At 69.1% G+C, this 26,321-nt stretch carries 23 protein-coding genes; 4 read left to right on the top strand and 19 right to left on the bottom strand.

What is annotated here, in order from left to right:
- Positions 1-87 precede the first annotated feature (87 nt).
- The 7 genes from FBY40_RS14620 to FBY40_RS14650 form a co-directional block, all read right to left on the bottom strand.
- A complete protein-coding gene (locus FBY40_RS14620) occupies positions 88-975 on the bottom strand; it encodes an ABC transporter ATP-binding protein (protein ID WP_141939501.1) in 888 nt (295 codons plus the stop codon).
- Positions 972-1,757 (bottom strand): ATP-binding cassette domain-containing protein, encoded by a 786-nt coding sequence (locus FBY40_RS14625; protein WP_141939502.1) that lies wholly within the window; start codon positions 1,755-1,757, stop codon positions 972-974. The genes FBY40_RS14620 and FBY40_RS14625 overlap by 4 nt, the downstream gene beginning before the upstream one ends.
- Positions 1,754-2,668: an ABC transporter permease gene (locus FBY40_RS14630; protein ID WP_200829995.1), complete on the bottom strand. Its 915-nt coding sequence runs from the start codon at positions 2,666-2,668 to the stop codon at positions 1,754-1,756. Before FBY40_RS14630 ends, FBY40_RS14625 begins: the two co-directional genes overlap by 4 nt.
- Positions 2,665-3,678: an ABC transporter permease gene (locus tag FBY40_RS14635; protein ID WP_141939503.1), complete on the bottom strand. Its 1,014-nt coding sequence runs from the start codon at positions 3,676-3,678 to the stop codon at positions 2,665-2,667. Before FBY40_RS14635 ends, FBY40_RS14630 begins: the two co-directional genes overlap by 4 nt.
- A gap of 84 nt (positions 3,679-3,762) precedes the next feature.
- Positions 3,763-5,358: an ABC transporter substrate-binding protein gene (locus FBY40_RS14640; protein WP_141939504.1), complete on the bottom strand. Its 1,596-nt coding sequence runs from the start codon at positions 5,356-5,358 to the stop codon at positions 3,763-3,765.
- Positions 5,359-5,384: 26 nt separating this feature from the next.
- Positions 5,385-5,789: a YybH family protein gene (locus FBY40_RS14645; RefSeq protein WP_141939505.1), complete on the bottom strand. Its 405-nt coding sequence runs from the start codon at positions 5,787-5,789 to the stop codon at positions 5,385-5,387.
- A gap of 161 nt (positions 5,790-5,950) precedes the next feature.
- Entirely contained in the window at positions 5,951-6,883 is a 933-nt protein-coding gene (locus FBY40_RS14650; protein WP_160141414.1) for a dihydrodipicolinate synthase family protein, read from the bottom strand.
- 58 nt (positions 6,884-6,941) lie between these two features.
- Between FBY40_RS14650 and FBY40_RS14655 the strand changes: the two genes are divergently transcribed.
- Positions 6,942-8,099: an NAD(P)/FAD-dependent oxidoreductase gene (locus FBY40_RS14655; RefSeq protein ID WP_141939507.1), complete on the top strand. Its 1,158-nt coding sequence runs from the start codon at positions 6,942-6,944 to the stop codon at positions 8,097-8,099.
- A 30-nt stretch (positions 8,100-8,129) separates the two neighbouring features.
- On the opposite strand, the gene FBY40_RS14660 is transcribed toward FBY40_RS14655, so the two are convergent.
- On the bottom strand, positions 8,130-9,845 hold the full coding sequence (locus FBY40_RS14660) for an FAD-dependent oxidoreductase (protein ID WP_160141415.1): 1,716 nt from the start codon (positions 9,843-9,845) through the stop codon (positions 8,130-8,132).
- A gap of 157 nt (positions 9,846-10,002) precedes the next feature.
- Between FBY40_RS14660 and FBY40_RS14665 the strand changes: the two genes are divergently transcribed.
- Positions 10,003-10,767 (top strand): SDR family NAD(P)-dependent oxidoreductase, encoded by a 765-nt coding sequence (locus tag FBY40_RS14665; RefSeq protein ID WP_141939509.1) that lies wholly within the window; start codon positions 10,003-10,005, stop codon positions 10,765-10,767.
- Between the two features lie 10 nt (positions 10,768-10,777).
- Here the strand turns inward: FBY40_RS14665 and FBY40_RS14670 are convergent, their stop codons facing one another.
- The 5 genes from FBY40_RS14670 to FBY40_RS14690 all read right to left on the bottom strand — a co-directional run bounded on the left by FBY40_RS14670 (position 10,778) and on the right by FBY40_RS14690 (position 14,951).
- On the bottom strand, positions 10,778-11,446 hold the full coding sequence (locus FBY40_RS14670; protein WP_141939510.1) for an SDR family NAD(P)-dependent oxidoreductase: 669 nt from the start codon (positions 11,444-11,446) through the stop codon (positions 10,778-10,780).
- Positions 11,447-11,575: 129 nt separating this feature from the next.
- Positions 11,576-12,388, bottom strand: a complete 813-nt coding sequence (locus tag FBY40_RS14675; protein WP_141939511.1) for an amino acid ABC transporter ATP-binding protein — start codon at positions 12,386-12,388, stop codon at positions 11,576-11,578.
- Positions 12,385-13,410 carry an amino acid ABC transporter permease gene (locus FBY40_RS14680; protein ID WP_141939512.1) on the bottom strand — a complete coding sequence of 342 codons (1,026 nt, stop codon included), beginning with the start codon at positions 13,408-13,410 and terminating at the stop codon, positions 12,385-12,387. Before FBY40_RS14680 ends, FBY40_RS14675 begins: the two co-directional genes overlap by 4 nt.
- Positions 13,407-14,342: a transporter substrate-binding domain-containing protein gene (locus FBY40_RS14685; protein ID WP_141939513.1), complete on the bottom strand. Its 936-nt coding sequence runs from the start codon at positions 14,340-14,342 to the stop codon at positions 13,407-13,409. Before FBY40_RS14685 ends, FBY40_RS14680 begins: the two co-directional genes overlap by 4 nt.
- 114 nt (positions 14,343-14,456) lie before the next feature.
- Positions 14,457-14,951 carry an Lrp/AsnC family transcriptional regulator gene (locus FBY40_RS14690; protein ID WP_141939514.1) on the bottom strand — a complete coding sequence of 165 codons (495 nt, stop codon included), beginning with the start codon at positions 14,949-14,951 and terminating at the stop codon, positions 14,457-14,459.
- A 122-nt stretch (positions 14,952-15,073) separates the two neighbouring features.
- Here FBY40_RS14690 and ald point away from each other — a divergent pair, with 122 nt between their 5' ends.
- Positions 15,074-16,192, top strand: a complete 1,119-nt coding sequence (ald, locus tag FBY40_RS14695; RefSeq protein ID WP_141939515.1) for an alanine dehydrogenase — start codon at positions 15,074-15,076, stop codon at positions 16,190-16,192.
- A gap of 58 nt (positions 16,193-16,250) precedes the next feature.
- On the opposite strand, the gene FBY40_RS14700 is transcribed toward ald, so the two are convergent.
- The 5 genes from FBY40_RS14700 to gabT form a co-directional block, all read right to left on the bottom strand.
- Entirely contained in the window at positions 16,251-17,615 is a 1,365-nt protein-coding gene (locus FBY40_RS14700) for an NAD-dependent succinate-semialdehyde dehydrogenase (protein ID WP_141939516.1), read from the bottom strand.
- A 54-nt stretch (positions 17,616-17,669) separates the two neighbouring features.
- Positions 17,670-19,250: an APC family permease gene (locus tag FBY40_RS14705; protein WP_141939517.1), complete on the bottom strand. Its 1,581-nt coding sequence runs from the start codon at positions 19,248-19,250 to the stop codon at positions 17,670-17,672.
- The gene (locus FBY40_RS14710; RefSeq protein WP_141939518.1) at positions 19,247-20,143 is read right to left on the bottom strand and encodes a universal stress protein; all 897 of its coding nucleotides are present in this window, start codon (positions 20,141-20,143) and stop codon (positions 19,247-19,249) included. Before FBY40_RS14710 ends, FBY40_RS14705 begins: the two co-directional genes overlap by 4 nt.
- Entirely contained in the window at positions 20,140-21,513 is a 1,374-nt protein-coding gene (locus FBY40_RS14715; protein WP_141939519.1) for a flavin monoamine oxidase family protein, read from the bottom strand. The genes FBY40_RS14710 and FBY40_RS14715 overlap by 4 nt, the downstream gene beginning before the upstream one ends.
- A gap of 62 nt (positions 21,514-21,575) precedes the next feature.
- Positions 21,576-22,988, bottom strand: a complete 1,413-nt coding sequence (gabT, locus tag FBY40_RS14720) for a 4-aminobutyrate--2-oxoglutarate transaminase (protein WP_141939520.1) — start codon at positions 22,986-22,988, stop codon at positions 21,576-21,578.
- A 119-nt stretch (positions 22,989-23,107) separates the two neighbouring features.
- On the opposite strand from gabT, the gene FBY40_RS14725 reads away from it, so the two are divergent.
- Positions 23,108-24,661, top strand: coding sequence for a PucR family transcriptional regulator (locus FBY40_RS14725; protein WP_141939521.1), 1,554 nt, complete (start codon positions 23,108-23,110; stop codon positions 24,659-24,661).
- Positions 24,662-24,801: 140 nt separating this feature from the next.
- Here FBY40_RS14725 and FBY40_RS14730 read toward each other — a convergent pair whose 3' ends face one another.
- Positions 24,802-26,298, bottom strand: a complete 1,497-nt coding sequence (locus FBY40_RS14730) for a helix-turn-helix transcriptional regulator (protein WP_141939522.1) — start codon at positions 26,296-26,298, stop codon at positions 24,802-24,804.
- Positions 26,299-26,321 lie beyond the last annotated feature (23 nt).

The raw sequence follows: 26,321 nt of genomic DNA on the forward strand, positions 1-26,321 counted from the left end.
CAGTCTGCCTCATCTCACCGCCGTTTGGCTAGCGATTGTCACGTCTATGGAGCTCAAGCTTTGAAATTGAAAAGCGCGAGCGGCCCTTCACATTACTTTCGTGACGTCCTGTTCCATGGCCTCGGCGGCGACGAAGTGCCCGGGTCCGCATTCCACGAGCCGGGCGTCCTCGTCGCTCACCTCTCGCAGGACGCGCCGGTCGGGTTCGCTCGGCAGGGGAGCTCCCCGGCCCATCCGCGGGATGGCGCCGATGAGCGTGCGTGTATAGGGGTGACGCGGCTGTGTCCAGATCGCCTCGGTCGGCCCCGTCTCCACGATGCGTCCGAAGTACATCACCGCCAGACGGTGGGCGATGGTCCGCAATCCCGACAGGTCGTGCGAGATCATCAGCAGTGCGACCCCCCGGGCGGTCGCGGTGTCCGAGAGGAGACCTGCCACCTGCTGCCGGGTCGAGGCGTCCAGGGCCGACACCGGTTCGTCCGCGACGATCACGGTCGGGTCGGATGCCAGGGCGCGGGCGATCGCGATGCGCTGTCGCTGCCCCCCGGAGAACTGGTGGGGAAAGCGCTGGAGCGCCGACGCCGGCAACCCGACGGATTCGAGCAGCTCCCCGGCACGCGCCGAACCGCCGCGGGCGGAGATCGCATCCTGAATCTGACGACCGATCCGCCGCCGCGGGTTGAGGGAGGAGTACGGGTCCTGGAAGACCATCTGCACGGCACGGTCGGCCACCGGCCGGGCGCGGCGGCGGAGGGGCGCGAGTTCGCGCCCCTCGACGAGGATGTGTCCGGAGCTGAGCGGGTTCAACCCCACGATGGCCTTGCCGAGCGATGACTTGCCGCAGCCGGATTCGCCGACCAGGCCCAGGACCTCGCCCGCCTCGACCCGGAGGGAGACCCCCGAGACCGCCCGAACGGTCTTCGCGCCGGGAACGCGGTACTCCACGACGGCGTCCTGCACCTCCAGTGCGCTCATGCGGTGGCCTCCGTGTCGGGCAGGGCGTCCACGAGCGCCCGGGTGTAGTCATCGGTGGGGGCGGCGAGCACCTCTCGCGTGGAACCCGACTCGACCACGCGACCGGAGCGCATGACGTACAGGCGATCGGTCAGCACGTTCATCACCGCCAGGTCGTGCGTGATGAACAGCATCGCCATGCCCAGCTCCTGTCGAAGTCCTTCGAGAAGCCGGAGGATACCCGCCTGCACGGTGACATCGAGTGCGGTGGTCACTTCGTCGGCGATCAGCAGCTCGGGCTCGCAGGCCAGCGCTGACGCGATCGCGATGCGCTGCCGCATCCCCCCGGAGAACCGGTGCGGATACGAGCGGATCGCGAGGTGCGGGTCGGGGATGCGGACGCGATCCAGCAGCTCGATGCCGCGCTGGCGCGCCTGCTTGCGGGTCACCGACCGATGGACGAGCTGGTGCTCGGTCAGCTGTCGTTCGATGGTCAGCATCGGATGCAGGGCCGTCATCGGATCTTGGAACACCACCGAGACACGGTCTCCCCGCAGCGCCCGCAGATCGCGCTTGCTGAGGGTCAGGACGTCACGACCGTCGAACAGGACCTCCCCCTCGGTCGCCGATCCGTCAGGGATGAGCCCCAGGGCGGTCAGGGCGGTGAGGGTCTTGCCGCTTCCGCTCTCGCCGGCCAGCCCCACGATCTCGCCCGGGGCGACGGAGAGCGAGACCCCGTCGACCAGGGCACGTCCCCCCAAGCGCAGCCGGAGGTCGCGGACGTCGAGCAGAGGGGCGTTCACAGTTCCACCGCCTGCACGGCGCGGGAGGTGCGGGGGTCGAGCGCGTCGCGGAGCGAGTCGCCGATGAAGTTGAACGCCAGCACGATGCTGAGGATCGCCACCCCGGGGAAGAGGGCCACCCAGTAGTTGTAGAACACGCGAGACCCTTCGGAGACCATGGCCCCCCACTCGGGCGTGGGCGGCACCGCACCGAGCCCGAGGTAGCTGAGCCCTGCCAGCAGGAGGATGGCGTTGCCGAGTTCGAGCGTGGAGATCACGGCGATGGGGCCGAGGATGTTCGGCGCGATGTCACGAAGCAGTGTGCGCAGCGACGATGCACCCAGCAGCCGGGAGGCGGCGATGAAGTTGCTGTCGCGCAGCCCCAGCACGAGCGATCGTGTCACGCGCGCATAGGCGGGCCACGACACCACCACGATCGCCAGCACCGCATTCACCAGGGACGGGCCGAGGGCCGCCGAGACGGCCATCGCCAGGATGATGGCGGGGAAGGAGAAGAAGAGGTCGACGATGCGCATCAGGACCGCATCGACGGCGCCTCCGAAGTACCCCGCGATGGCTCCCACCGTCGAGCCGACGATGAGCGAGAGCGCGACGAGCATGATGGCGATCGGGATGCTGATGCGGGCGCCGTAGATCACGCGCGAGAGGACGTCGCGCCCGACCCCGTCGGTGCCGAAGGGATGCTCCAGCGAAGGCGGCAGGAAGCGTGCCGAGTCCTGGGCGAGCGGATCGTAGGGGGCCAGGAGCGGCGCGAAGATGATCACGACGATCCAGAACACCACGATGACGATGCCGACGATCGCGAGCGGACGCCGCCATGCGGCGGGCAGGCGCCAGCGCGGCATCCACCGACGGCCGTCTGCCGCCTCGATGGGATCGACCGTGTCGAGGGCCTTCTCTGTGGTGCTCATGCGCGCCGGATCCTCGGGTCGATGATGCCGTACAGGATGTCGGTGATCAGATTCACGAAGATGTAGATCAGCGCGACGAAGATCGTCACTCCCACGATCGCCGACAGGTCGAGCGTGGATGCCGCCCGATAGGCGTAGGAGCCGATGCCCGGCCAGGCGAAGATCTGCTCGACCAGCACCGTTCCGGCCAGGAGCGACGCGAACGCCGTCCCCACAACGGTGATCACCGGCACGAGCGCGCCGCGGAGGACGTGACCGAAGACGACCGAGCGGGGGCTCAGGCCCTTGGCTTCGGCGGCGCGGATGTATTCCTGACCGAGGACGTCGAGCACGGAAGCCCGGGTGAAGCGCATCAGCAGCCCGACCATCGGGGCCGACAGCACGATGGCGGGGAGGATCAGGTGGTCCACGGCCTGGAAGAACAGGGGCAGATCGCCGGCCAGCAGCGAGTCGATCGTGTAGAAGCCGGTGACGCGTGGCGGTGGGATCTCTCCGGCGTCCAACCGTCCCGAGGAGGGGAACCACTGCAACCGGGTGGCGAAGATCGACGTGGCGATCAACGCGAACCAGAAGATCGGGATCGACACTCCGCCGAGGCTGAACGCCCGCAGCACGTTGTCCACCGCGGTGTTGGCGCGCAGGGCCGCCACGATGCCGAGCCCGCCGCCGACCACGACGGCGATCAGTGTGGCCGAAAGCGCCAGCTCCGCAGACGCGGGACCGAACAGCAGGAGATCGGTGAGGACGGGGCGCGTGGTCTGGACGGAGTCGCCCAGGTCACCACGGAAGAGCCCGCCGAGATAGATGAAGAACTGCTCGTACAGGGGGCGGTCCAGCCCCATCTGCCGGCGCATCGCCTCGACGATCTCGGGATTCGCAGCGGCCTGTTCGCCCAGGCGCGCCGTCGCGGCGTCGCCGGGGAGGACGGCGGTGAGCACGAACGCCACCAGGATGGTGCCGACGACCAGGAGAAGGGCAGCGCCGAGACGTTTGGCGATGAACAGTGCCACGCGACGACCTCGATCTGGATGGGGTGGGGGGAAGGGGACGAGAGCACGCTCCCGGATGCGTTCCCGGGAGCGTGCTCCCCGTGCTCAGCGGCCGATGGCCGCGATGTCGAGCGAGAATACCGGGTCGTACGGCACGTCGCCGACGGCGCTGGTGGAGACCACCGATGCCGCGGGCTGGAAGAGCGGCACGATCACGCCCGCCTCATTGCTCAGCTCCTGGAATTCCTCGTAGAGCGGCTCGCGCGCAGCCGGATCGACCTCACCGCGCACCTCTTCCATGACGGCCTCGATCTCGGGGGCCATGCCGGCCGTCCAGCCGGCGCGTTCGCCGACGATCCCGCCAGGCCCGAACGCGAGGTAGTCGGCCGAGTCCGGGTAGTCCGGGTTCCACAGCCACAGGCCCATCTCCTCGGTGCCGGCGCGGTAGCTCTCGAGCGTCGTCGCGATGGGGCCGGGAGCGAGGTTGACGGTGATGCCGACCTCGGCGAGCTGTGCAGCGATGCGCTCGGCGAACGGTCCCATGCTCAAGCCGTTGCTCGAGAAGTCGCTCGCGTATTCCAGTTCGACGGTGACGTCGCCGCCAAGCCGCGCCACGGCTTCCTGGGCACGTTCCACATCGCGCTCGACCGCGCTGTCGGCGCCCAGAGCGCCGAGGTACGACGAGGGCACGATGCCGTAGGCGCGCTCGGCACCCTCACCAGCGAGTTCGAGCATCGCGTCGAAGTCGATGCCGTACCGGACGGCCTCACGGAAGTCCGGCGACGAGGTGATCTCAGACACCTCGGGGTTGGCATTGAGGAAGAAGAAGAACATCGTCGGCGACTGCGAGGTGTTCACCACGACGTCACCGCCGAGGCCGGCGATCTGGTCGGAGCCGAGATCGAGGGCGATGTCAGCTGTACCGCTCTGAATGTCCATCAGCTGCGCCTCGGCCGTGGCGTTGCGCAAGACGACGCGGTCATAGACCGGCGCCTCGCCCCAGTACTCGGGGTTGGCGACGAGGACCGTCTCAGTGGTGGTGTCGAACGATTCCAGAACGTAAGGCCCGCTTCCCGCCGACGTGGAGTTGAGGAACTCCTCGGCACTGTCGGTCTCCGCGGCGTCTTCGGCGTCGGTTCCGCCGTTCTCCGTGACGAGCGCACTGTTGACGATGCCCAGCGTCGGGCTCGTCACGATCGCCGGGACGGCGGTGTTCGACGTCTCGGACGTGATGACGACCGTCGTCTCGTCGGGCGCGCTCACCGTCAGCCCGTTCATCAGGAACGAGCCGTTCCCCTGGACGTTCTTCACCCGGTTCAGCGAAAAGACGACATCCGCCGAGGTCAGCGGGTTGCCGTCGGAGAAGGTGATGCCGTCGCGGATCGTGAAGGTGTACTCCGTGGCGTCGTCGTTGACGGACCATTCCGATGCGACGCTCGGCAGCGGCTCGGTGGCGTCGCCGTCGGCGAAGGTGAGGAGACTGTCGTAGACGGCGTGGAGGACGATACCGCCGGTGGTCTCGAACATCCGCGCGGGGTCGGCTGTGACGAGGTCGAAGGACTTGTCGATGACGAGCGATTCGCTCTGCTCGCCATCGGGCTGGTCGGTGTCGGTGTCGGCCGGAGCCGCGCACGCGGCGAGGGCGAGGGCCGTGGCGGCGACGAGTGTCGCCGCCGTGAGGAGCCTTCTGGGTGTTTTCACGGGACTCTTCTTTCTCGGGTGGGGGGTTACTGCTCGGGCAGGACGTCTTCGTGATTGTGGACGAGAAGCCACGTGCCCTCGCGCCGCCGCCAGACGCCGGTGTTCCGGACACGTTCAGGACGGGAGGCGGGATCGGTGAAACGAACGGTGAAGGTGTGCCGGACGAGCGCGAACTCGTCCCAGACGTCGATGACCGGTTCGGTGACGTCGATTCCGGCGACGGCCGCGACGCTTCCCGCGGGCCGGCTGTCGCGCAGCGCGTTCAGGCCCGAGAGCCCGAAGACCAGGGGCTCGTGCTCGGTGTCCCAGAGGGTCACGTCCTCGGCGATGTAGCTGTCGGCTCGCGCACGGTCACTGGTCAGATAGGCGTCGTACATGGCGTACACGGCGTCGTGCAGCCACTTCTCGTCGTCGGTCATGGGTGCTGACATGTCACTTCCTCGGTGGTGGGGGGAACCGCGGTTGCTCAGATGGAAACAGATTCTTCGTTTCAGTCGTATTTCGTAAGGAGAAATCTGTCTCACGTCTTACGTTCAGAAGAAATCTGACGGATCAACTGCGCGTTTGTCTATAGCGAGTTGCAACGGAATCGTCACAGTCCCAGCTGGCGGGTGACGTCGTCCAGCTCGTCGATCACGGCGCCGATGCGCCCGAGACGGTCCTCGCCCTCTGCTCCGAGCTGCGCGAACGTCGTCAGCGGCGGGCGCACCGTGCCCATCGGGAAGCCGGCTCGCTCGGCAAGCCGCTTGGAGTAGCACTGGTGGCCGTAGGTGGGGTGCCCGGCGGCGATGATCGCGTCGAACCGCTTGATCAGAGCGTCGATCCGTCGGGCGTCCTCGATGCGCCCTTCCTCCAGCAGACCCCAGATCCCCGCGGACGCGCGGGGGATGTAGTTGCCGTACGGATTGACGTAGCCCTTCGCGCCCAGGAGGTAGGAGTCCACCACCCGCTCCCCCGCGTAGACGGTGATGGCGTCGCCGGCGAGGTCGATCACGTCACGCACGCGCGCGATGTCCTGAGAGGACTCCTTGATGTACGAGACGGTGGCGAAGTCCTTCGCCAGACGCGCGACGAGCTCAGCGCTCATGTCCACGTTCGAGGTCACGGGGTTGTTGTAGAGCATGATCGGCAGATCGACCGCTCCGACGATCGCTTCGTAATGACGGTAGATCTCGTCGTCGGTGGGTGTGTAGTAGTACGGCGGCACGATCATCAGACCGTCCGCTCCCAGCTCCTGCGCCTCGACGCTGAACTGCACCGCCCGCGTCGTCGAGGCGTCGGCCGTGCCCACGAGCACGGGGATCCGTCCGTCGATGTGCTCGACGGTCGCGCCCACCAGCTCCCGACGCTCCTCCGGCGTGACCGAGAGGAATTCACCCGTCGTTCCGAGCATGATGATTCCGGGGACGCCCTCCGCGAGCTGCCAATCGAGGAACGCACGCAGCCGGTCGAGGTCGATCCGGCTGAGGTCGTCGGTGAAGGGCGTGACCGCGACGGTATAGGAACCCGAGAAAGTGGCGGGCATGAGTGACCTCTCTGCGAACAACTGTACGTAAAGTGAACACCCAGGATACGGTGTAGGCATGGTGGATCGGAAGCATCCCGGGCATGTCTTCGATGTCGCGGTGGTCGGTGGCGGCGCGAGCGGGGCCTCGGCGACCTACCATCTGAGCCGGGCCGGACTCGATGTGGTGCTCCTGGACCGCAACGATCTCAATACCGAGGCGTCCGGGCGGAATGCGGGAAGTCTCCACGGTCAGATCCAGCACGAGCCCTTCCTGGAGGAGGGTGCCGAGTGGGCGGAGGAATGGCTGCCCGCACTGCGGTTCCTGGCCGACTCCCTGACGCTCTGGGACGATCTGAGCGACGAACTGGGCACCGATCTGCAGGTGGCGAAGAAGGGCGGCATCCTCGTCGCAGACGACGTGAGCCAGCTCGCCGCGATCGAGCGGAAGGTCGCGCTCGAGAATCGGATCGGCATTCCCAGTCGGATGCTATCGGCCGACGACCTCCGAGGCCTTGCGCCGTGGCTCAGCGACACCGTCGTCGGCGGCGAGCTGTGCCCCATCGAGGGGAAGGCGAATCCCCTTCTCGTCGCTCCGGCCTTCGCGCGCCGCGCCGTCGAAGCGGGAGCCCTGGTGCGCACCCAGACCCCGGCGGTCGGCTTCGATCGCGACGGCGACGCCCGCGTCATCCGGACCCCCGGCGGCGATGTGCGGGCACGACGCGTCATCCTCGCGGGAGGGGACGGGATGCCGGACCTCGCCCGCCACTTCGACCTCGACCTTCCGATCTCCAGCGGCGCGGTCCAGGTGAGCGTCACCGAGCGCGTCGATCCGATGGTGGCGCACCTGTTCTACTACGCCGGCGGAAAGCTGACCTTCAAGCAGGCGCAGTCCGGCACCCTGCTCATCGGCGGCGGATGGCCGGCTCGGCGCAACGCCGCCGGAGAATGGGTCGTCAACCCCGATTCGCTGCGTGCGAACCTCGCGATGGCGATCCGCATCGCGCCGATGATCGCCGACCTCGCCCTCCTTCGCACCTGGACCGGCATCGGCAACGGAACCCCCGACCACCGGCCGATCATCGGCCCCGTGACGGCCGAGGGCGACGTCATCGTCGGGTTCTACCCGTACATGGGCTTCACGGCGGCACCCCTCATGGGGCGGATCCTCGCCGATCTGGCCCAGGACAGGGATCCGGGCCTCGACCTCGCGCCGTTCGCTCCGACCCGATTCTGAGCGGGCAGAGCCCTTCCGGGCCGACGGCTCTCACCCCTGGGCGACGTCCCCGAGCGGAACAGGCTTGACCGGAGCCTGCGGGGCGAACCCGGAGCGCTCCGCGACGGCGACACCGGTGCGCGCAGCCTGCATCGCCGTGAGGACCGGGCCGCAGTACCGCCCTTGGCACTTCCCCATGCCGGCGCGCGTGACGCGCTTGACGGCACCGGCCGTGGTGACGCCATCGGTCATCGACTCGGCGAGGTCGCCGTGCGTCGTGCCTTCGCACCGACAGACCACCGTGTCGGGCCGGGCGAGCTGGTCGGTGAGGACCGGGGCCGCGAACAGCGTGTTCACGGCCCGCTGGAACGCCGCCTGACGGCGCGCGTCCGCCGCCGCCCGGCGGGGTGCGCCCGACGGCTCGCCGCGAAGGTCGCGGCGGACGGCGGCCGCGGCCAGCTTCGCCTGAGCCTGCGCGAACTTCGCGCCACGCACGCCCGCGGTGTCGCCGATCGCGAAGACGGACTCGATCGATGTGCGGCCGTCATCGTCGGTCACCGTGCGCAGCGCACCGCGGGCCGCATCTACCTCGTGCCGGCACCCGAGCGATCGTGCGAGATCGTTCCCCGGGAGGAAGCCGTAGCCGAGGCACACGGCGTCGACGTCGAAGGACCCCAGCTCCCGCGTCATCCGTCCCTCTTCATCGATGCGTCCGATGTTCGCGCGGGAGACACCGTCTGCGGGGTCCCCCTCGAGTCCCACCACTGCCGCGCCGGTGATGATCGGAACGCGGCGCGCCGTCAACTCGGCGAGGTAGCGCACACCGTCGGCGGTGAGACCGGGGACGGCGAGGGCCATGCGCGCGACCGCGGCTGCGCGAAGCGGCGAGAAGATCCGGGCGGCCTCCACCAGTGCGACGACGTTCACTCCCCCGCGCGACAGCTCAGCGGCCAGCTGGACATTCAGCGGCCCGTTCCCCGCCACGAGGACACGGTCGCCGGGAGAGACCTGATAGGACCGCAGCAGGGTCTGGCCCGCACCCGTGGTCATGACACCCGGGAGGGTCCACCCCGGGATCGGGACGCCGCGCTCGTAGGCACCGGCGGCGATCACCACGCGCCGGGGGCGGATGATCCAGCGCTCCCGCTCCGACCGAGCGAGGAAGCGGTCCGGCTCGAAGGCCGCCCACACCGTGGTGCCGAGGAGCGTGCGCACCCCCGCGGTCTGAGCCGCGCGGATCAACCGGCGACCCGCGGTGTACTGGCCGTCCAGACGGTCCTCGTCGACGCGGAACGCCGGGTCGGGCTGCTTGTAGTACTGCCCTCCGAGCTTCGGACGATCGTCGACCAGCAGCACATCCAGGCCCGCCTCGGCCAGATCTGTCGCGACGACGAGTCCCGCGGGCCCGGCCCCGATGACGAGGACGTCGGGCGCGATCTCGGTCTCGGGCCGCGCCTGGGCCGCCCCGGCGGGAACCCGACGCCGGGGCGGTTGGGTCTCGACGATCTGTCCGTCCCGCGCGGGGGTCATGCAGGCGAGCCGGGCGTCCTCGCCGTCGATGCGCACCGCGCACTCGTGACACACGCCCATGCCGCACCAGACCCCGCGCCGACCGCCCGCGTCATCGGCGCGATTGCCCCGCTCCCCCGCCGCGACCATCGCGCTGGCGACCGAGTCGGTGGCGGTGACGGGCACGGTGCGGCCGTCGAAGCACAGCGCGCCGTCGCCGTCGGCGTCGCCTCCGATGCCGGGGGTGGTCACTCTCATCCGGGCCTCCTCTGCCTCGTTCGCAGGACGCACGTTCATTCGCCATACGAACCGGATCCATTATGCTTGGTCCTGAGGTCCCGCGACCGTTCCTGGAGGCAATCATGACTCGTCCGCCTGCTGATCTTCCCCAGCCCGACGGCGTCGGCGGTCGCCGATGAACGAGCTGGCGGGACGGACCATCCTCGTCACGGGCGCTTCCGGCGGCATCGGCCGCGCAACGGTCGAGCGACTCGCCTCCACCGGCGCCCGGGTCATCGGGCATTGCCGCTCGAATCCCGAGGGGGCCCGCAAAGCCATCGCCGATTTCCCGGACGGAACCGCCACGGTCGTCCAGGCCGACCTCGCCGACCCGCAGGGCGCATCCGAACTGTGGCAGACCGCGCTGGACTGGGCGGGGCGGATCGACGTGGTGGTCCTGAACGCGGCGATCATGCCCAAGGTCGAGCTCGATGACACCGACGACGCGTGGAACGACACCTTCGAACAGGCCCTGCAGGTCAACACCCTCAGCCAGCTCACGCTCATCCGAAGGTCGCTGGCGCACTTCTTGACCGAGGGCGGCGGCACGATCGTGGGACTCAGCAGCTGGGTGACACAGCGGGGAGCGGGCAACCCGAACCTCGTCGCCTACGCCGCCTCGAAGGCGGCGACCGCTGCGGCGCTGAAGACGGTCGCCCGCGCGTACGCGGCGGACGGCGTTCTCACCTACCTCATCGCCCCCGGCGCCGTGGACACTGCGATGTCCGCGTCGGCGGGAGCCGACCGCGGCGGGCGGGACGCCGTGCTGCAGACGCTCGCGATGGGCGAGATGGTGCCGCCGGCCGAGATCGCCGAGCTCGTCGCGCTGCTGGCCGGCGGCCGGGTTCGCCACCTGAGCGGCGCCACGCTCGACGTCAACGGGGCCACCTACGTGCGCTGAGCTGCGGATCTCAGCGGGAGCCGACGCCCTCTTCGATGCGTTCGATGACGCTCCACCCCGAGTCGATCACCACGAGGGCGCCGGTGACGTGCCGTGACACGTCCGACGCGAGGAAGCGCAGCGCCGTCTCATCCTGATCGCCGGCGGGCGCCAGGGCGTTCACCCGCACGCCGTGGGGCTCGAGCTCCTGAGCGAACTCACGCACCATCTGGTTGATCGCCTCCGAGGACATCGCGCGCGTGCCACGTTCTCCACCCGTCGCGGCGCGCGACCCCGAGTAGGCGATGATCGACCCGCGACCCCGGGCGGCCATTGCGGGAGCGAAATGGCGAAGCGCTGCCCAGCACGACGCGACCTCGGCGGTGAACGCATCGACGAGGTCCTGTTCCATGAACATCGGAGCAGCCGTGGTCGATCCGGCATCGGCGCAGTGGATCAGCACCTCGGTGTCGTCGAACTCCGCAGCCAGCCGCTGCACGTGGGTGCCGTCGGTGACGTCGGCTGCCCGCACCTGGAAGCGGTCATCGGCCCCGAAGGCGGCCTCGAGCTGCGCGACATCCTCGTCGGCGACGATCACGCGCGCCCCGTGCCCGGCCAACGCGTGCGCCGCCGAGCGCCCCATGGCACCCGCGGCACCGAGGACCAGCACGGTGCGGCCGGTCAGGTCAGGGGCGGACATGCCGCATCCGTTGGTCGCCGCGTGTGATCACCGAAGTATCCTCGCCTCTTGTTCGCTTACCGCACACACGTTCACTGTGCGATCGCCTTCCCCTATCTTGCACGAGAACCACCGGGGCCGCATCTCTGATCATGTGAAGGGCTCGCCCGCGTCCTCCGCAGAGCGCGTGTCGAGGATTCGGGAGAGGAAGCGTCGCGTGCGCTCCTCGACGGGATGATCGAGCACCTCGACGGCGCTGCCGCTCTCGACGATCCGTCCGTCGTCCATGAACACCACCCGGTCGGCGACCTCCCGTGCGAACTCGATCTCATGCGTGACGACGATCATCGTCAACCCCTCGGACGCGAGGCGGCGCATGACCGAGAGCACCTCCCCGACGGTTTCAGGATCAAGGGCCGAGGTGGGCTCGTCGAAGAGCATGACGCGCGGGCGCATGGCCAGAGCCCGAGCGATCGCCGCGCGCTGTTGCTGGCCGCCCGAGAGCTGGCGGGGGTAGGCAGACTCCTTGCCGCTGAGCTGCACCCACTCCAGCAGTTGACGCGCATGGGTCTCCGCCTCGGCCCGTGGGGTGCGCAGAACCTGAATGGGAGCTTCGACGATGTTCTGCAGCACCGTCATGTGACCGAACAGATTGAAGTTCTGGAACACCATGCCGATCTCGGTGCGCTGACGCGCGAGCTCCGCCGGGGCGATCTCGACGAGATGTCCTCGGCTCTCACGAACCCCCACCGGCTCGTCACCGAGCCACACGACCCCCGCGGTCGGGGTCTCGAGGTGGTTGATGCAGCGCAGGAGCGTGGATTTTCCCGACCCGGACGGGCCGATCACACAGACGACCTCGCCGCGGAAGACCTCGAGATCCACCGCATGGAGAACCGCAAGCGAGCCGAAGCTCTTGCTCACCGACTGCAGGCGGATGACCGGATCGACGATCGTTGTCATACGGGCGTCTTCTCTTTCGGCGCCGAAGCGGGGGTGGTAGTGGTGGTGCGGGGCAGCAGCTTGCGCAGCTTCTGCACGTAGGTGTCGGGAGCGCTGCGGGTCGCACCACGTGCGTAGTACTTCTCGATGTAGTGCTGCCCGATCGAGAGCACGGTGGTCATCACGAGGTACCAGATGCACGCCACCACCAGAAGCGGAATGGTCTCGAAAGTGCGGGCGTAGATCACCTGGACGGTGTAGAGGAGCTCACTGATGGCGACGATGCTCACCAGGCTCGTTCCCTTGAGCATCGAGATCACCTGGTTGCCGGTCGGTGGGACGATGACCCGCATCGCCTGCGGCAGCACGATGCGCCGCATCGCCCGACGACGCGACATGCCGAGCGCAGCAGCAGCCTCGCTCTGGCCCTGATCGACCGACTGGATGCCGGCACGGATGATCTCGGACATGTAGGCACCCTCGTTCAGCCCGAGCCCGAGCAGCGCGGCGATGAGAGAGCTGATCACGGTGTTGGTGTCCCATTCGAACCACTGTGGGCCGAAGGGGATCCCGAGGGTGAGCTTGGGAAGGAAGCTGGCGAGGTTGTACCAGAACAGCAGCTGCACCAGCAGTGGCGTTCCGCGGAAGAGCCAGATGTAACCGTCGGCGGCCACGTTGAACAGGAGGCTGTTGGAGATCTTCATCAGGGCGAGGATCAACCCGATGAGGCACCCGAGCACCATCGCGACCGCGGTGAGGAACAGGGTCAGGCCGACCCCCTGAAGCACACGGGCACTGAACAGGTACTCTCCGACGACATCCCACCGCATGGCATCGGCGGTGAGGAACTTCGAGATGATCTCGAGCACGAACAACACCAGCAGGATGCGCAGCGCCCATCCCGCGACCTTCAGTGTGATCTGGCGCCCCGTGGTGGTCCGCACCCGCGGCCCATCCGGACCTCGGCCGATCTGCAGCGTCGCCGTCAGCGGCCCCCGGCTCCGACGCTCGTCGGGCGCCTCGTCTGTGCCGGTCGAGGTCACTGCTCAACGCTCGGGTTGACGACCGCCTCATCGAGGAGGCCGAAATCGACATCCCAGCTGGTCATGATCGCCTCGTACGTACCGTCCTCGATCAGCTGGTTCACCGCCGCCGCGATGGCCTCGGTCATCCCGGACTCCTTACCCACGGCTACGCCTTCGAGGTTCGGCTGGTAGTCCAGCGGCTGGATCTCGAGACCTTCGGCGCTGCTGTCCTCGCGCAGCAGCCACGAGAGCTGTCCCTTCGCGGTCATGAACGCGTCGATCCGGTCCGAGCTGACGGCCAGGATCGCCGCGCCCTGCTGCGGGAAGGAGTCGATGGTCGGAGCAGGCTCCCCGGCGTCTTCGCAGATGGCGACGATCTCCTCGATCTGGATGAGGAACGCCGAGCCCGCCAAGGCCCCGACCCGCAGGCCGCACAGGTCCTCCGGGGTGCTGATGTCCAGGCCCGCGCCCTCACTCGTGATGACCCCGGTCGTGCTCTCGTGCACGGCGACGATGTCGACGACGTCGAGTCGCTCCTGCGTGACGATGATCGACGCCCACGAGCTGTCGAACCGGCCGTTCTCGATCCCCGGGATGAATGTGTCGAATGCACCCGACACCTCGGCGGTGTACTCCAATCCGAGGAGCGCTGCAGCCGCGCGACCGAGGTCAGGACCCCACCCGGCGATCTCGTCATTCTCGTCGAGGAACGTGTCCGCGGGGGCGTTGTCGAACTGGATGGCCGTGAGAGTTCCACGATCGGCGACGTCGTCGGGCACGAGCGCGGCGAGCTCGTCGTTCGTCTCGATCGCGACCCCGGCGACCTCGATCGCGAGGTCCGAACCGCCCGCGTCTTCGGCGGATTCCGACGTGCAGCCCGTGAGTGCGAGCCCGAGGGCGGAGAAGGCGGCAAGGCCGACGAGAACGCGGCGGGAGACGGAGGTGTTCATCGAAAGTTGCTCCTTCAAGACGTGACGACGGGGGCGGAAGTGTGCGTAATACGCACGAGTGTTCACTATGCGTTCATTGAAGTCAACACATCAGCCAGCGGTGCGGCGCCGGGATCAGCGGAACGAGTCGACGACGGCGTTGCGGTGGTAGTCGAAGATGATGTTCGTCCGCGTCGAAGCCACGCGCTCATGACCGGAGATCTGCTCGACGACGAATCGTCGCAGCGCCGAGGAGTCGGTCACCGCGACGTGGACGATGAAGTCGTCGGCGCCGCCGAGGAAGAACACCTGCACGACTTCGGCGAGCGAGCGGGTGTGCTCGGCGAAATCGGTGATGCTCGCCTGACGCGCACCGGGCCGGAGCGTCACCCCGACCAGCGCCTGCAGGGCTACGCCGAGCCTGGCCTGGGCGACGCTCGCGGTGAACGACGAGATGACGCCGCGATCGATGAGCCCCCGGAGGCGTGTGTGAGCGGTGGACGGGGCGACACCGACCCGCTCCGCCAGTGCGGCGTTGGTGATCCTGCCGTCCGCCGTGACCGCCTCGAGGATCCGGCGATCGAGCTCGTCCAGCGGAACAGGCTGTGGATCGTTCGGCTCGCGCGTCATCCGAGACCTCCTTCTTCGGTGCAAACCCGCCGAACAGCATGATCTGCCGAATCTTCATCGGAAGGACTGCCCTTCTGATGACTTTTCTCCAACACTATTCATCAACTGCGAAAGGAGCTGTGATGCGCGTCGGTATCCCAGCGGAGATCAAGAACAACGAAGATCGCGTGGCAGCGACGCCCGCGATCGTGGACCAGCTGCGGCGCCGCGGCCATGAGGTCGTCATCCAGGCCGGCGCCGGGGAGGGGTCGCGCATCTCCGACGCCGACTTCTCCGCCGCGGGAGCCCGGATCGCCACGAGCGCGGACGAGGTCTGGGAGCAGGGCGACCTGATCCTCAAGGTCAAGGAGCCGATCGCGGCCGAGTACGGCAGGATGCGCCGGGGTCAGGTGCTCTTCACCTTCCTCCACCTCGCCGCCTCGCGCGCGTGCACCGACGCGCTGCTTTCTAGCGGGGTCACCTCCATCGCCTACGAGACGGTCCAGCTGCCCGATCGCTCGCTCCCCCTGCTCACTCCCATGAGCGAGGTCGCCGGCCGCCTCTCGATCCAGGTCGGTGCGACCAACCTGATGCGTCCGGCCGGGGGACGCGGGACGCTCCTCGGTGGAATCGCCGGCACCCGCAAGGGCAAGGTCGTGGTCATCGGCGGCGGGGTCGCCGGTGAGAACGCTGCCCGCAACGCCGTGGGGTTCGGCGCCGACGTCACGGTGATCGACATCTCGCTCCCGCGTCTGCGCGCCCTGGAATCGGAGTTCGGCGGTCTCATCCAGACCCGCCACTCCTCACCCCTCGAGATCGCCGACCAGCTCGTCGACGCCGATCTCGTCATCGGATCGGTCCTGATCCCCGGGGCGGCCGCACCCAAGCTCGTCACCGACGACATGGTCGCGGCGATGAAGCCGGGGTCGGTGCTGGTGGACATCGCCATCGACCAGGGCGGCTGCTTCGAGGGCTCGCGCCCCACCACCCACGATGAGCCGACCTTCGCCGTGCACGAGAGCCTGTACTACTGCGTCGCGAACATGCCCGGTGCCGTCCCCGAGACCGCCACGCGGGCCCTCACGAACGCCACTGCGCCCTACGTGCTGCGCCTGGCCGACCGCGGATGGCAGGACGCGCTGCGCGCCGATGCGGCGCTGAAGGCCGGCCTCAGCACGCACGACGGGATGCTCACCAACGCCGACGTCGGCGCGGCGCTGCAGATCGAGGTGGCAAGCGCGGACGTGGTCCTCGCGGCCTGAACCACGCAGAGCGACGTCGGGGGCGGTGCGGCACGATGCCGCGCCGCCCCCGACGCACTCAGCCGGCGACCCGGATGAGCTTCTTGTTGACGAACTCGTCGGCGCCGATGAGTCCCAGTTCGCGTCCGGTACCCGAGCGCTTCACCCCACCGAACGGGAGCTCGGGCGAGTCGGCCAGCACCACGTTGACGTAGACCATGCCGGCATCGATCTTGTCGGCCACGCGCTGGGCCTGCTCAGGATCGGTGGTGAAGACATACGATCCCAGCCCGAAGCCGGTGTCGTTGGCGACGCGGATGGCCTCTGCCTCGTCCTTAACGCGGTAGACGACTCCCGCCGGGCCGAAGAGCTCCTCGCCGTAGACATCCATCTCCGGCGTGACATCGGTGAGCACCGTGCCCGGGAAGAAGGCGCCGTCCCGCGCCCCTCCCGTCACCAGCCGGGCCCCCTGGGAGACGGCGTCATCGATCTGCTTCTGCAGTCGCTCGGCCGCCGTCTCGGAGGAGAGCGGACCGAGGATGGTGTCTTCGGCCAGCGGATCGCCCACTTTCGCCGCGCCCATCGCCGCGGAGAACTTCTCGAGGAAGGGCTCGTACAGCTCGTCGATGATGATGAAGCGCTTGGCCGCGTTGCACGACTGTCCGTTGTTGTCCAGACGGGCGTCCACCGCCGCCTGCACGGTGGCGTCGAGATCATCCGTGGACAGGAGGATGAAGGGATCTGATCCGCCGAGCTCGAGAGCGACCTTCTTCAGGTGACGCCCGGCGACTTCGGCGACCGCCGCACCGGCCCGTTCCGAGCCCGTGACCGACACGCCCTGGACGCGCGGATCGGCGATGACCGCCGCGGCCTGATCGTTCGTGGCGTAGATGTTCGTGTACGCACCGACGGGAAGTCCCGCGTCGCGGTAGATCGCCTCCAGGGCGGCCGCGGACTCGGGGCACTGCGGCGCATGCTTGAGCAGGATGGTGTTGCCGAGGATCAGGTTCGGGGCCGCGAAGCGCGCGACCTGGTAGTACGGGAAATTCCACGGCATGATGCCCAGGAGGACACCGAGCGGTGTCCGACGGATGACGGCGGTACCCTCCCCCTCGATCTCCAGCGGCTGGTCGGCGGTGACCCGCTCGGCGACGTTCGCGTAGTACTCGGTGATGTCGGCGGCGAAGTCGACCTCGCCGAGCGCCGCGACGAGCGGCTTGCCCATCTCGCGCACGATGATGGCCGCCAGTTCGTCGCGACGCTCTCGGTGCAGGTCGGCGACCCGGCGGAGCAGCGCGGCGCGCTCCGAGACCGGCAGGTGGCGCCAGGAGCGATAGGCGATGTCGGCCCGATCGATCGCCGCAGCCAATTCATCGTCGCTGATCGTCGGGTAGGTGGCGAGGGTCTCCCCCGTGGCGGGGTTGATGACGGCATAGTCACTCATCGATTTCGTGCCTTTCTTGTCTTTCAGGTCGTATCGGGCATCGCCGTCTGATGGTCAGCGACGCCGGAGGCTCTCCGGCGCGTCGAGGCTGAGGGTCTCCCCCCGGAAGAACGCCGGGCGCCTGATCGCCTGCCAGATCATGATGACGATACCGAGACCGATGATGACCACGCCGAGCACGAACACGCTTCCGACCCCGAACCACTCGGTGCCGCTGCCGTAGTCCGGGTCGAGGCTCTCCACCAGGGTGATGACGAACAGCGCGGCCAGGATCACACCGCCGACCAGCGGGAACAGCAGCGTGAAGACGAAGCTGCGCACCGAGTCGAACCATTGCCGGCGGAAGTACCACACGCACGCGAACGCGGTGATGCCGTAGTAGAAGCAGATCATCATGCCGAGGGTCGTGATGGTGTCCCACAGCACGTTCTCGTTGATGAAGCGCATCACCGCGTAGAACACCGACGCCACGACGGCCGAGACGATGGTGGCGTACCCGGGTGTGAAGAACCGCGGCGAGACGCGCGCGAACTTGGGTGGGAGCGCGCCGTAGTGCCCCATCGCGAGGAGCGTGCGGGCCGGGCCCACGAACGTCGACTGCAGCGACGACGCCGAGCTCGTCAGCACGGCGAGCGAGACCAGGAACGCCAGCGGCCCCAGGATGGGCCCGGAGAGGTAGAAGAAGACATTCGCCTGGATGTCGGGATTGCCCAGACCCAACCCCTCCTCGCCCGTGCCGGCGAAGGCGAGCAGCGCGATCGAGATGAGGAGGTACAGCGTGACGATCGTCACCACGGTGACGGTCGCGGCGCGTCCCGGCGTCTTCTCGGGGTTGCGGGTCTCCTCGTTCATCGTGAGCGTGACATCCCACCCCCAGAAGATGAAGATCGACAGCGACAGACCGGCCACGATCGCGATCGCCGGCGTGACGGTCAGCGGACTGAACCAGGAGGCCTCGACCGGACTCGCATCGAAAGCCGTGCCGTTCGCCACGTGCACGAAGGCGGCGATGGAGAAGACGAGGAGGACCAGCACCTGGAAGCTCACCAGCACGTACTGCAGCTTCTGGGTCGTCTGCATGTCCCGATAGGAGATGAAGGTCGCACCCAGCATGAACAGCAGACACACCGCGACGTTGATGAAGGGGTTGAAGGCGAGTTCGGCGATCGTCCCGGGGCTTCCCGCGATCTGGTCGATCAGCAGGAAGAGGAACTCCACGGCGATGCCGGCGAGGTTCGACAGCACGAGGATCGTCGCCGCGACGAGGCCCCAGCCGGCCATCCACCCCACCCACGGCCCGAACGCCCGCACGGCCCACGTGAACGAGGTGCCCGAGTCGGGCATGGTGCGATTGAGCTCGCGGTATCCGAATGCGACCAGGAGCATCGGGATGAATCCGAGCAGGATGATCGCCGGCACCTGGAAACCGACCTCCGAGACCGTCGGTCCGAGGGCCGCGGTGAGCGTGTAGGCCGGCGCGATACATGAGATGCCGATGACGACAGCACCGATGAGGCCGACCGTGCCCGCGCTCAGGCCCTTCTTGGACAGTCCGCCGGTCAGTGCCTCGGGTGCGGGGGCCGTGGCGGTCGGTGTCGGGCCGCCGCTCTGCGACCCGGGCTGTGCAGCGCTCATCGCCGCTCTCCGTTCATGCTTTCGTGGACGCGCGTTCGGGGCACGACGACCATCGGGACGGGAAGCTCGTGCAGCATCTTCGCTGCCGTCGAGCCGAGGAACAGCCGCCGGGGTTGCGCAAGGCGACTCGATCCGACGATCGCGAGCTCGCCGGGCTCCCAGCTGAGGTGCGAGACGGCGTCCTCGATGCTCTCGCCACGCGCGACGACGACGTCGGCCGTGATGCCTTCGGGAAGCGACGCGAGCGCCCTGGTGAGCACGTCGTCGGCGTGGGCGGCGCCCGCCAGACGGATGACGCCGGTGTCGACGCTCGACGGCAGGTCGACCGAGACGAGCGACAGCAGCCGCAGCTCCGCCCCGGTCGCCGCGGCAAGCGCCACGCTCTCTTCCATGAGCGCTTCGGCGCCCGGACGCGTGCCGATCGCGGCTGTGATGCGGGTGAGGCCGAGGGAGGCGTCCTGGCGGCGCGACCCCTCGGGGGCGAGGACGACCGGCACGTCGGAGGAGTGAAGCAGCTCGGTCGCGACCGTGCCGAGGCGATGGCGGCCGCGGAGGCCTCCGTTGGCCGCGCCGACCACGATGTGCGACGCGCCGAACTCGTCGGCGGCGGCGATCAGGCCCTCGGCGAACGAGTCGCTGTAGCGGACGTGACCGACGTGCGCGACGTCCGCGGGGATGCCGGCGGCCGCCCCCTCCAACCAGGTCGTCGCCTGCTCGCGCAGGTAGCGGTCGTAGCTGGCATTGGGAGGCGTGATGACGCTGCGGTCGTCGCTGGGAAGCACCACGACGAGATCGAGCTGCGCGCTCGTCGCCTTCGCGAGCCGCGCCCCGAGGGCGACGGCATCGGCTCCGGCATCCGTGGCGGTGTAGCCCACCACGATGCGGCCGCTCATGCGCGCGCCGCCTCGACGATGTTCGCGGCGACGAGCCGGCCCATGCGGATGGCGCCGTCGACGTGCTGGTAGCCGAGTCCCGCCATGTCGCTGCAGGCGAAATGGATCGGGCCGACCGGCTCCCGCTGATCTGCGCCGTACCGCGCGAGCCCGCCGAGGTCGAAGCTCGCGGCGTACGCACCGCGCGTCCATTCCTCCGTCCCCCAGTCGCTTTCGTAGTAGACCACCGGGTTCTTCGCCTCGGGCCCGTAGTAGTGCGAGAGCGACTCGAGGATCCGTTCCTTGCGCTCCTCGGCCGGAAGGCGGAAGACGTCGTCGGCATGGCGGTCGGAGACGAAACCGACCAGAGTGCCCCGCTCGTCGCCGTGGTTGGTGTTGTCGTAGGCCTCGTGCGACAGCTCGTACGGGCTGAAGGCGGTGCCCGACAGCCCCTGCTCCCGCCAGAACGGACGGTCGTAGACCGCGTGGACCTTGATGACGAATCCCATCGAGATGTGCTGGTGCATCTGGTGCTGCAGTCTCGGCAGGGGCGGCGAGAACGAGATGCGCGGGTAGAGCACCGGCGCCAGCGCGAGGATGACGAAGCGGGCGCGAACCGTCATGCGGTCGGCCGCCACCGTCACGCCGCCGTCGCTCCACTCGATGCGACGCACCGGCTGATCGAGGAAGACGTCGCTGCCGAGACGCTCGGCCAGCAGGAGCGGCACCTGCTGCAGACCGCCGACCACGCGCTTGTCGAGGATGAAGTCGGCATCGACCAGGTGCGAGAAGCTTCCGGCCGACGCCGCCATCAGCAGCGCCTGGAGGGTGGAGAACGCGTGAGGCGGCTTGGTGAGCATCGCCCCCGCGATGAAGAGCGCGATGTTGTCGCGGGCCTCGACATCGTCGGTCTGCGCCGCCAACCACGCCTCGAAGGAGGTGCGGTCGAGCTCCTCGGCGTCGGGATGCTCCCACGGACGGTCCGGGTCGATCTCTGCGACCATCTGGTCGAGCCGCTCGATGAGGTCGACCATCACCTTCTCGGTCGCCTCGGGCACAGGGAAGATCTCGCCCGTGAACCGGGTGAGCTCGCCCTCGGCGTTGATGTACACCGAGTCGCCCTCGCGGTAACGGGAGTAGGTCTCCAGCCCGAGGTCCTCGAGCGTCTCGATCAGCGCTTCCTGGTCGGGCGAGACCCACTGGCCGCCCACTTCGAGCGTGGCGCCGTCGATCACGTCGGTGTGCAGGCGCCCGCCGACCCGGTCGCGCGCCTCGAGCACGGCGACCGAGAGGCCGGCCTTGCGCAGCTCGTTCGCGGCGGTGAGGCCCGCCGCTCCCGCGCCGACGACGACGACGTCGCGCGTCAGCACGCCGGTGGTGGGATCTGTCATGGTGCTCCTTTGCATCGGGTTAGAGGAGGCCACCCGGTGCCGCGGCACCGGGTCATCCCGGGTCAGTCTGCCGTGGGGGTCGGGGCGTCGTCACCGACGAGCACGGACTCGCTGTCGGTGCGGGACTCGTCGAGCACGCTCGCGAGGACATCGAGTCCCTCGTTCAGCAGCACGTCGCCGATCGCCAGCGGAGGCAGGAACCGGATGACATTGCCGAACGTCCCGCAGGTGAGGACGATCACTCCCTCGGCGATGCAGGCCTTCGCAACCGCAGCCGTGAGGGCGGCATCGGGCGCGCCGGTAGCCGGATCGACGAATTCGACCGCCACCATCGCGCCGCGGCCGCGGACATCGCCCAGCCGCGGGTCCGCCGCCTGGAGAGCCCGGAGGCGCTCGGTGAGGATGCCGCCGATCTCGCGCGCCCGCTCGATGAGGCCCTCGGTCTCGAACGCTTCGATCGCCGCCAGGGCCGCCGCGCAGGCGATGGGGTTTCCGCCGTACGTGCCGCCCAGCCCGCCGAGGTGCGAGGCGTCCATGATCTCCGCGCGCCCGGTGACGGCGGCCAGGGGCAGGCCCCCCGCCACTCCCTTGGCCGTGGTGATGAGGTCGGGCACGATGCCGAACACGTCGCTGGCGAACATCGCGCCGGTGCGGGCGAACCCGGTCTGCACCTCGTCGGCGATGAAGACCACATCGTTCGCGCGGCACCACTCCACGAGCGCCGACAGGAAGCCGTCGGCGGGAACGATGAATCCGCCCTCGCCCTGGATGGGCTCGATGATGACGGCAGCGAGGTTGTCGGCCCCGACCTGCTTCTCGATGACCGAGATGGCTCGCGCCGCAGCATCCGCTCCACTCAGTCCGTCCCGGAACGGGTAGGACAGCGGCGCCCGGTAGATCTCCGAGGCGAACGGCCCGAACCCGCTCTTGTAGGGCATCGCCTTGGCGGTGAGCGCCATCGTCAGATTCGTGCGCCCGTGGTAGCCGTGGTCGAAGGCGACGACGGCCGGCTTGCCGGTGTACTTGCGGGCGATCTTGACGGCGTTCTCCACCGCTTCGGCGCCGGAGTTGAACAGTGCGCTCTTCTTAGCGTGGTCGCCGGGGGTGACGCGGTTCAGCGCCTCGGCGACGGCGACGTACGACTCGTACGGCGAGATCATGAAGCAGGTGTGAGTGAACTGCGCGACCTGGGCCTGCACGGCCTCGACGATGCGGGGGTGGGCGTTGCCGACCGTGGTGACGGCGATGCCCGATCCGAGGTCGATGAAGGAGTTGCCGTCCGCGTCGACGACCACCCCGCCGCCGGCGGCGACGGCCGCGACCGGCACGGTGTGTCCGACACCGGCGCTGACGGCTGCGGCCTTCCGGGCGAGCAGCTCCTGCGACCGGGGGCCCGGGATGGAGGTGACGAGTCGGCGCTCCTGCGGAAGGGTCGGTCCGCCGAGCGGGGGCGCGATGAGGGTGGCAGCGGTCATGCCGGGAGCGTAGGGTTCCGGATGCCGCCGGCGCACCGGCCCCGGCGTACATTCTGCATCCGGGGCTGTACCATCCGTACAGTGGGGCGGCGCGGACCGTCCGCCCGCGAGGAGACACGATGACGACGTCGGCCGAGGCCGCTGCGCCCCCCACCCTGCGTTCCCTCCTCGCCCGCACCGACCTTCACCTCCGCGCCGAGGACACCGCCCCCCACGACGCGCTGTCGCGCCCCGTGCGCTGGGTCCACAGCACCGATCTGCTCGATCCGACGCCGTTCCTCTCCGAAGGCCTCGTGCTGCTGACCACCGGCACCCAGTTCCTCGAGTCCGCCGATGAGGCGTCCGTCGTCGACGCGTACGTGCGGCGCCTGTCGGAGCGGGGCGTTGTGGGGGTCGGGTTCGGCACCGAAGTCGTGCGCGACGGCATCCCGCCCACGCTCATCGACGCGTGCCTGCGCCACCGCATGCCGCTGTTCGAAGTGCCCTACCGCACGCCCTTCATCGCCGTCGCCCGCGCCAACGCCGAAGCCATCGCCGCCGTCGGCTACGCCCGCCGATCGTGGGCGCTCGCGGCGCAGCGCGCCATCTCGATGGCGGCCCTGCGCCCCGACGGACTCGGAGCCACGGTGGCCGAGCTCGCCAAGCAGCTGGGCACCTGGGTCGGACTGTACGACGCCGCGGGCGAGCTCTCGCGCGAGCACCCCACCGGGGGCCTGGCCGAGGCGACCGCCGTGGCGCTGCACGGTGAGATCGACGCGGTGCTGCGGCGCGGTGCCCGTGCCGGATCGTCGATGCGGCTGGGGGGCCTGCCGTTCACCCTGCAGACCCTCGGCCGCGGCGGGCACCTGCGAGGCGTGATCGCCATCGCCGCCGGCGACCTCGACCAGGAGGGCCGCGGGGTCGTGACCGCGGTGATCGCGATGGCAGGCCTGGCCCTCGAACAGCAGCAGGGTCTCGCCCGCGCCCGCGGGACCCTGCGGGCCGGTCTCGTGCAGTCGCTGCTGTCGGGCGATCCCGCGCTCGCGCGGCGGATCTCCCGCGATCTCTGGGGCGCGCTGCCCGCCCCGCCGGTGGTGGTGGCGATGACGGATGCCATGACCGCGCGCGTCGACAGCGTCGCCGAATTCCTCGAGCTGCGCGCCGAGGAGCGGCGTGGCGCGGTGTTCTTCGGACGAAGCGGAGACGGACTCGCGGTGGTCGTCCCGGCCGCAGCGCCCGACGTGCTCGACGAGCTCGTCGAGCGGTTCGACGCGCGACTGGGCGTGTCCGATGCCGCCGGTTACGACGGCTTCGCGGCCGCGGTCGAACAGGCGCGGATCGCGCGCGACCGCGCGGCCGAGCGCGGCAGCGGACCCGTGACGCACTTCGCCGAAGTGGCCCGGTCGGGCGTGATCGCCGCGCTGACCGCACTCTCGGGCGAAGCCCGCGCCGTCGCCGACGCCGAGCTCGCGCCGCTCGCGACGCACGATGCCGACCACGCCACGGCGCTCGTCATGACGCTGCGCACCTGGCTCGAGCAGGACTGCTCGCACGAGGCGTGCGCACGCGCGCTCGGGGTGCACCGCCACACGGTGCGCACCCGCCTGGCCCTGGCCGAACGGGTGCTCGGCCGCGACCTGTCGTCGTTCGCGGTGCGCGCGGAGCTGTGGGCCGCCTTCGCGGCATCCTCCTGACCGACCGCCTTTCCTGCGCCCTCACTCGCGTTCGCCCATCACCGCGAGTCGTCAGAAACGGCTGCTCCCGCCGCATCCGGGCCGCAAGAAACGACGGGCCGCGGGCCGCGGGTCGCCGGTCGCCGGTCGCGGGTCGCGGGTCAGGAGCCGGATGCCGGGGCGTGCGCCTGGAGGAACTCGTAGACCTCCGTCGTGTCCACACCGGGGAAAGAGCCGGTCGGAAGCGTCGCGAGCAGGGTCCGGGGCGTCCGGACATTCGGCCAGGAGTACTCGCGCCACGCCGATTCCAGCTCCGCCGGCGCCCGACGACAGCAGACCTCGACCGAGTGCCGCGACAGGCCGCGGTTCGTGGTGTCGCGCCCGTGGAACCACTTGGTGTCGTCGAAGCGGACCCCCACCGACACCGAGTGCGCACCCTCGCTCGAGGGCTCGACCCGCGCGGTGCACCAGTAGGTGCCGTTGCCGGTGTCGGTGTACTGGTAGTAGGGGTTGAACTTGTCGGCGATGTCGAACACGACCCGCGAGGTCCACCGCCGGCAGCACATCTGCCCCTCGATCGAACCGAGCCGGTCGGTGGGGAAGTTCACGTCGTCGTTCTCGTACGCCTTGGTGATCGTTCCCGACTCGTGCACCTTGAGGAAGTGCACCGGGATGCCCAGGTGCACCGTGGCGAGATTCGTGAAGCGATGGGCGGCGGTCTCGTACGTCACCGAGTACGCGTCCCGCAGATCTTCGATCGAGATCGCGCGGTCCTTCTTCGCCTCCTTGAGATAGGGCACCACGTGCGCCTCGGGAACGAGCAGCGCACCGGTGAGGTAGTTCGTCTCCACGCGCTGGCGGAGGAACTCGGCGTAACTCGTCGGCTCCTGATGACCCAGGATGCGGCTGGACAGCGCCTGCAGCACCGCGGTGCGCGGGTCGCCCTTGGCGGGCACGCGACTGGAGAGGTAGAGGCGGCCGTTCTTCATGTCGGCGACGCTCCGCGTGGTCTGCGGAAGGTCGGCGACATAGTGCAGGGTGAAGCCGAGGTGCGCGGCGATGTCGGAGGCCGCGCGCTGGGTCAGCGGTCCGCCGGGGTGATCCACGGCGTCGAGGACCCGCCGGGCCTCGGTCTCGAGTTCGGGGAAGTAGTTGTCCTGCGTGCGCATGAGGCGCCGAAGCGCGACGTTGGCACGCCGCGCCTCCTCGGGCGTGGCCGAGCGCTCGTCGCGAAGTCGTTCGATCTCGCCCTGGAGGGTCATCAGGGCCGAGAGCACCTCGGTCGGGATCGTCTTGCCGACGCGGAACGGCGGGATGCCGAGCGCCTGGAAGGTCTGTCCCCGCATGGCGCGCTCGAGCGAGATCTCAAGCGTCGCCCGCTCGTCGAGCGGATCGCCGGCGAGTAGGGCGTCGAGCGTGGTCCCGAGCGCCTTCGCGATCGCCTGAAGCAGCGACAGCCGAGCCTCGCGGCGGCCGTTCTCGATCATGGAGAGCTGGCTCGGCGCCCGGCCGACCGCGTCGGCGAGGGATTCCAGCGTCATCCCGCGCTGGGTGCGCGCGGCCCGGATGCGACGGCCGATCATGAGCGGGTCGAGCGCGTCGTCCTCGACGCCCGAGTCGGGGTCGACGGTTTCTTCGCGGTCGGAGGCGAGCGTCATGTCCCGCATTCTGTCACAAGAGC

Origin of the sequence: Microbacterium sp. SLBN-154, assembly GCF_006715565.1 — a bacterium.
GTDB lineage: Bacteria > Actinomycetota > Actinomycetes > Actinomycetales > Microbacteriaceae > Microbacterium.

Bases quoted from the DNA above. Each gene is read 5' to 3' on its own strand.
- FBY40_RS14630 (WP_200829995.1), bottom strand. From the start codon at position 2,668: ATGAGCACCACAGAGAAGGCCCTCGACACGGTCGATCCCATCGAGGCG.
- FBY40_RS14620 (WP_141939501.1), bottom strand. From the start codon at position 975: ATGAGCGCACTGGAGGTGCAGGACGCCGTCGTGGAGTACCGCGTTCCC.
- FBY40_RS14645 (WP_141939505.1), bottom strand. From the start codon at position 5,789: ATGTCAGCACCCATGACCGACGACGAGAAGTGGCTGCACGACGCCGTG.
- FBY40_RS14650 (WP_160141414.1), bottom strand. From the start codon at position 6,883: ATGCCCGCCACTTTCTCGGGTTCCTATACCGTCGCGGTCACGCCCTTC.
- FBY40_RS14710 (WP_141939518.1), bottom strand. From the start codon at position 20,143: ATGAGCGGCCGCATCGTGGTGGGCTACACCGCCACGGATGCCGGAGCC.
- FBY40_RS14685 (WP_141939513.1), bottom strand. From the start codon at position 14,342: ATGAACACCTCCGTCTCCCGCCGCGTTCTCGTCGGCCTTGCCGCCTTC.
- FBY40_RS14705 (WP_141939517.1), bottom strand. From the start codon at position 19,250: ATGAGCGCTGCACAGCCCGGGTCGCAGAGCGGCGGCCCGACACCGACC.
- FBY40_RS14655 (WP_141939507.1), top strand. From the start codon at position 6,942: ATGGTGGATCGGAAGCATCCCGGGCATGTCTTCGATGTCGCGGTGGTC.
- FBY40_RS14670 (WP_141939510.1), bottom strand. From the start codon at position 11,446: ATGTCCGCCCCTGACCTGACCGGCCGCACCGTGCTGGTCCTCGGTGCC.
- FBY40_RS14725 (WP_141939521.1), top strand. From the start codon at position 23,108: ATGACGACGTCGGCCGAGGCCGCTGCGCCCCCCACCCTGCGTTCCCTC.
- FBY40_RS14730 (WP_141939522.1), bottom strand. From the start codon at position 26,298: ATGACGCTCGCCTCCGACCGCGAAGAAACCGTCGACCCCGACTCGGGC.
- gabT (WP_141939520.1), bottom strand. From the start codon at position 22,988: ATGACCGCTGCCACCCTCATCGCGCCCCCGCTCGGCGGACCGACCCTT.
- FBY40_RS14660 (WP_160141415.1), bottom strand. From the start codon at position 9,845: ATGAGAGTGACCACCCCCGGCATCGGAGGCGACGCCGACGGCGACGGC.
- FBY40_RS14665 (WP_141939509.1), top strand. From the start codon at position 10,003: ATGAACGAGCTGGCGGGACGGACCATCCTCGTCACGGGCGCTTCCGGC.
- ald (WP_141939515.1), top strand. From the start codon at position 15,074: ATGCGCGTCGGTATCCCAGCGGAGATCAAGAACAACGAAGATCGCGTG.
- FBY40_RS14690 (WP_141939514.1), bottom strand. From the start codon at position 14,951: ATGACGCGCGAGCCGAACGATCCACAGCCTGTTCCGCTGGACGAGCTC.
- FBY40_RS14700 (WP_141939516.1), bottom strand. From the start codon at position 17,615: ATGAGTGACTATGCCGTCATCAACCCCGCCACGGGGGAGACCCTCGCC.
- FBY40_RS14675 (WP_141939511.1), bottom strand. From the start codon at position 12,388: ATGACAACGATCGTCGATCCGGTCATCCGCCTGCAGTCGGTGAGCAAG.
- FBY40_RS14715 (WP_141939519.1), bottom strand. From the start codon at position 21,513: ATGACAGATCCCACCACCGGCGTGCTGACGCGCGACGTCGTCGTCGTC.